Raw genomic sequence first — 5,116 nt, forward strand, 5'->3', positions numbered from 1 at the left:
CACGTATTCTTTGCAGTCGCAGTTTATGTCGAGCGTGGCGGCGGGAGGCGCAGGTTTTCTTCGGTTTTCCATGATTTCACTCCAGATAATTGCCTGAAAAGGTTGAATGCTGGGGCCGTTAGGATTGTCGGCACCGCTGGAATGGTGCAGGTTGTAGAGAATCCCGGAGGCAGTCGTTCGTCGCTTTCAATCGAGGTCCCGATGCAAGGCTGTCCGCCATGGAGATCTGCCATGCCGAGCAAACTGCCCAAGCGCTCCATTACCGTTTTTCTCGCAGGGATTTTTCTGGGCTTGCCCGGCGTCGCGGGCGCAGTGACATTGACGTCATTGAAGGGCATGGATCTCGAAGGAAGCTATGGCTCGTATGCGCCGCGTGGCGATTGCTCTCGAGGGGCGAGCCTTGAGATCAACGAAACCGGTTTTACTTTCAAAGCGTCTGGTCAGACTGTAAAAAGCACCCGGTTTGAGTACGCGGCTTCGTTTCTTGGCCCGACCTATGAAGGCATTAGCGCGGTCTTTTTTCCTTTTCCTGTCAATGCCAACGATTTCGGACGCGTGATCTTGACGGTCAATGACGACGAAAAGCGAGGGGTAGTCCGCCTTGAAGCAGACGTCGCGCCTGGACAGCGCCTGGATCCGTTCAAGTCAACGCTCGTGTCGCAATCCCCACTGCTCTTATGCAAGGGGTCTGGGCCAGCATCTGCTGCTTCAAAAGCACCGCTGCAAGCAAGGCCAGTTTTGGGAAAACCGACGCTGCTAGCCTGGACCAATCTTGCCAGTTCCATAGGGAAATTCCAAAGTGATTCCGATCCCAACGGAATAGATCTTTTGACAAGTGGTCCGATAGCTGACGCGATACGTTCGCGTTTGGGCCGCAAAATGGACCTGCTGGCCAGCAATCTTTCGGCGATATCCGGTCTCCAACGACAAGGGTCTCTCTATTGGGTTACGGGAAATGCGCCGCATCAAGGCGGTGTAGAGCAAGCCTATGTTCTGCTTGATGCAAATCGCCGTGCCGTTCAAATTGGCCTTTGGGAGAAGGGAAAGTTGACGGTCTATGCGCCTCAAGGAGGCCGCTTGCCCGTGCCCCAGGACATTGCTCGCCTGCTTATGGACAGCCCACCTGAGGACGCAGTGCCGCTGCCTGGGACTGCTTGGGAGGTCGTGCCGGTCCAAGGTCGCGCCCCAATGGCCTATGTCGATGTAGCTGCTTCGCCAAACATCAAGTCGTTTAGCCTGTTTTGTGAAGGCAACCGCCCCATGATGGCCATGCTCCTTAACAAGCCCGCGACGGTGCAGCGCGTTACGGTTACATGGAATTTTGCTGGTCGATTAATTGACATTCCGACCGGCCGCGCGAACGCTCAGAGCACGTTTTGGCAGGCCAACCTCACTGGTTCCCAACTCATTCCGATGCTTCTCCGTCAAAACGGTTCGGTTATGCTACGCATCAACGGCCGCCTCGAAGGCGAAGCTTTGTTGGCGGGAGCGCCACTGGCGCTTCGGACTGCGATGCGGACCTGTGTCAAATTTTGACATGACCTCCTGCACGTATTTCCTGAAGCATTGATAGTAGATCGTCGCTTTGCGGCTTGAAGCGCCCGGGCCTGATGGCAGGGGCGCCGTGCGCCGCGAGAATTTGCAGCTTTTCCTCGGGATCGGCGCGCAAATAGGTCTCGGTGCTCTGGATGCTGGCGTGCCCGAGCCATAATGCGACCTTGCGAATGTCCCCGGTCGCCGCGAGCGTGTGCATTGCGCAGGAATGGCGCAGCACGTGCGGTGTTACGCGCTTTCCAAGGATCGACGGCTGCTTCTCTGCCGCGGCCTTGACGTGCTCCGCCAAACGGAACGCAAATCCGTCGCGGGTCATGGGTTGCCCGCTGGCATTGAGGAATATCTCGGCAGCTTGCGCATCGGGGCGGATCGCAAGCCACGCGCGCAATGCGAACTGAGTCTCCTTCCAGAGCGGGAGGACCCGTTCACGCCGACCCTTGCCCATGATGTGCACGGTGGACAGGGAGCGGTCCGGGAAATCGCGCAGTTGTAGCGTTACGAGTTCCGACACCCTCAGCCCGCCAGCATAGGCCAGATGCAGCATTGCACGATCGCGGGTGCCAAGGCGTGTCCGGGGATCTGGGGCGTCGAGCAAAGCCTTGATCTCTGCCCGGTCGAGGTAGTCGATCAGCACCTTGTCGGTCTTCTTGGTAGGGATCGATCTGACGCGAAGGGCCTGATCTAGGCAGGCCGGAATACGATACTCGATGTAGCGGAAGAAGGACCGGATCGCGGCGAGCCTGCCATTGCGAGTCCGAACACAGCTGCCGCGACCGTTCTCGACATGGTCAAGGAAGGCCATTATCATGTCGGTGCCGAGATCCTCGATCTCGAGATCGGTCGGCCGACGCTTCAGCCGATCGGCAGCGAACTCGACCAGGAGGACGAAGCAGTTGGCGTAGGTCTTCACCGTGTGCGGACTAACAGCACGTTCGCGTGGCAGATGTTCACGCAGGTAGGTCGAGAGATGCGGAGCGAGAGCCGTCATGCCGCTTCTCCTCGGTAAAGTTGCTCGCTGGCGGCAGCGATATCGCGCAGCAGCACCGGAGTGGCCTCGAGATACCAATAAGTGTTGGCGACCGACGCGTGCCCCAGATAGACGCTGAGTCCGGCCATGTGGTGTGCGATGGCTTCCCTTTCCGGCGGGCATGACTCCAGCGAGCGGACAGCGAAGGTGTGCCGCAGATCGTGGAGCCGCATGCCCGCTGTTCCAGTAGGTCCGCGATATCCGAGCAGTCGGGCCAGCCTGACGAACACGATGTGCGCGCGCACTTTATGGGGGGCTCTTCCGCGGATGGTCACGAACAGGTCATTGCCCGTGGCGCCGAGCCTTGCCCGGGTGGCGAGATATGCTTCGAGCGCCTGACGGGTCGATGGCTGCAAGGCAATCAGCCGCTGCTTGCCGAACTTGCCGTTGCGGACGATCAAGCCATCCTCGACCAGATCGTTGCATTGTAATGCGAGGGCCTCAGAAATCCGGAGACCTGTCGCCGCCAGCAAGCCGAACAAATAATGGTACGTGTATGGGCTGATCGTGTCTTGGGACGCAACGTCCAACGCCGCGGTCATGATCGCCCGGACCTGTTCCGGTTCGATGATGGTCGGTGTCGGGCGTGGCCGCTTGCCCCGACCGAAGACACCGGCAGGCGGCACCTCGTAAACTGGATCATCGGCTTGGATAAAGCGGCTGAAGTTGCGAACGGTATCAAACCTCCGGCGGGCCACATTCTGCGAACTCGCCGTGTGGCACCAGTCGTAGATCCGCTGGACTTGGATGTGCCGGTCGCCGAATCCTCCGGCGTAGGCGGCGTACAGGCGCAGCATGCGTTCCTGTTCAGAGAACTTCAGCCCGAGGCTGCGATGCAGCGCCACGTATCTGGAAATGTGGATGTTCAGCATGACTGTTCTCCCGGCCAGGGCTGCGCGATCTTCATGAGCATCGGCAGATCGACCTTGGCGTAGATGGCAGTGGTCTCGGGCGAGCTGTGACGCAGGATGGTCCCGACGGACTCCAGGCCTGCGCCCGCGCGCAGCAGGTTGGTGGCAAGCGAATGCCGGAATATGTGCGACCCGGTCGGCACTCCTTCGATCCCACCGCGGTCGCGCGTACGAGCGACGATGCCCGCGATCTCAGCGGACGAGCGGAATGGCCGGAACGGTGCTTGTGCACGCAGGAACAGATGCTCTTCGGCGGCCTTCGGGCGGGCTGCCGCAAGATATGCCAGGATCGCGTCGCCAACATCCTGCGGCAATGGCAGGCGGTCCGGGCGACGCGTCTTGCCCTTGACCGTCAGGTGGCCGGATCGCCAGTCGATGTCGTCGAGACGCATGTTCTGAATATCGGCAGCCCGCAGGCCGAGCCTGGCGAGCAGGAGAATGATGGCCTTGTCCCGGACTTCCACCGGACGATCTGTCGGACAGGCCGCAATGATCCTCTCGATCGTTGCCGGGTCGACGTGGCGCGGCAGCGTCGAAAGGCGGTAGCGCTGTACTGATGGAACTGCATGCAACAATGCCGGCCGGCACTCGCCACGCACGACCAGAAACCGGATGTAGCTCCTCATTATCGTGACGAGCAGCGATGCCGACCCCGGCGTCTCCTTGCTTCGTCGTTGGAATGCGCTCCTGAGTCCGGCGGCATCCCATTGCGAAGGCTCGCCCAGCATTGGCATGAGCCGTCTGATATCGGTCCGGTAGCGCCGGATCGTCTCGTCCGTGGCGCCGCGGTGTTGCTTGAGCCATGCCAAGTAAGCCGACATGTGCGGGTCATCGTCCGCCACCGGTTCAACCGATGGGATGGCGCCCCGGCCTCGCAGGAACTCGACGAAGTGCCGTGCGCATCGCCGCCGCCGCTTGGTGCCCGTTGCGACCAGCTTGCCCCGCTTGCGCCAGACCGGGCATCGGCAATCGTGCGCTGCATAGTGGTCGATGATCGTGTCATCGATATCGATCCATTGGCGCCGCGCCATGCGAAGCCAGGCCACGAAATGCTCGGCCTCGGACCGATAGGCCTGTGCCGGTCCCTCGGCAAGTTGCAGGCGATCGATCGCATCGGAATAGTCGGCGAGGTGCCGTGGCAGATCGTCGATCCCGTCGTCGACTTCGACGTAGCCTTGATCTTCCAGGAAGCGGACGAAGCGTCTGACTCGCGCTGCAATGTCCGCCTTATATACTGGCTGCTGCGCCGAATACCGGTGACACCGGCACCGATGCTTCTCGAACCGCCGGACAGCCCGATCGTCAATCGTGCGGATGGAGATCCTATGCAGGCCCAGCCAATGCAGGAAATGGCGGACCGCCGCGCCATACAGAACCGCACAGCCTGACTTCTCGTCGAGCGACAGAGAGGAGAGGAATGTGGTGAGAAGGGTGCCGTGACTGGGCGGGTCTTCGACCCGGAGCGGGGCCGCTCGAAACGGCAATGATGATCTTGATCGCATGTTGGTTCCTTCGACTTGTTGAGGTCGAAGGAACTGTAATTATCTGGAGTGAATTCATGGAAAACCGAAGGAAACCTGCGCCTCCCGCCGCCACGCTCGACATAAACTGCGACTGCAAAGAA

The 5,116-nt window shown here is 60.3% G+C and carries 4 protein-coding genes; 1 reads left to right on the forward strand and 3 read right to left on the reverse strand.

What is annotated here, in order from left to right; genetic code table 11:
- Nucleotides 1-1,536 (forward strand): hypothetical protein (locus tag J2Y58_RS20660; RefSeq protein ID WP_310107306.1); only part of this gene is annotated, 1,536 nt, incomplete at its 5' end.
- Here the strand turns inward: J2Y58_RS20660 and J2Y58_RS20665 are convergent.
- The 3 genes from J2Y58_RS20665 to J2Y58_RS20675 are packed head-to-tail and all read right to left on the reverse strand — an operon-like array spanning nt 1,526 to nt 4,994.
- Nucleotides 1,526-2,542, reverse strand: a complete 1,017-nt coding sequence (locus J2Y58_RS20665) for a tyrosine-type recombinase/integrase (RefSeq protein ID WP_310107308.1) — start codon at nt 2,540-2,542, stop codon at nt 1,526-1,528. The genes J2Y58_RS20660 and J2Y58_RS20665 overlap by 11 nt on opposite strands.
- Nucleotides 2,539-3,453, reverse strand: coding sequence for a tyrosine-type recombinase/integrase (locus J2Y58_RS20670; protein ID WP_021228115.1), 915 nt, complete (start codon nt 3,451-3,453; stop codon nt 2,539-2,541). Before J2Y58_RS20670 ends, J2Y58_RS20665 begins: the two co-directional genes overlap by 4 nt.
- Nucleotides 3,447-4,994 carry a tyrosine-type recombinase/integrase gene (locus J2Y58_RS20675; RefSeq protein ID WP_310107312.1) on the reverse strand — a complete coding sequence of 516 codons (1,548 nt, stop codon included), beginning with the start codon at nt 4,992-4,994 and terminating at the stop codon, nt 3,447-3,449. Before J2Y58_RS20675 ends, J2Y58_RS20670 begins: the two co-directional genes overlap by 7 nt.
- Nucleotides 4,995-5,116 lie beyond the last annotated feature (122 nt).

The sequence above is a fragment of the Sphingomonas sp. BE138 genome (genome assembly GCF_031456125.1).
Taxonomy (GTDB): domain Bacteria; phylum Pseudomonadota; class Alphaproteobacteria; order Sphingomonadales; family Sphingomonadaceae; genus Sphingomonas.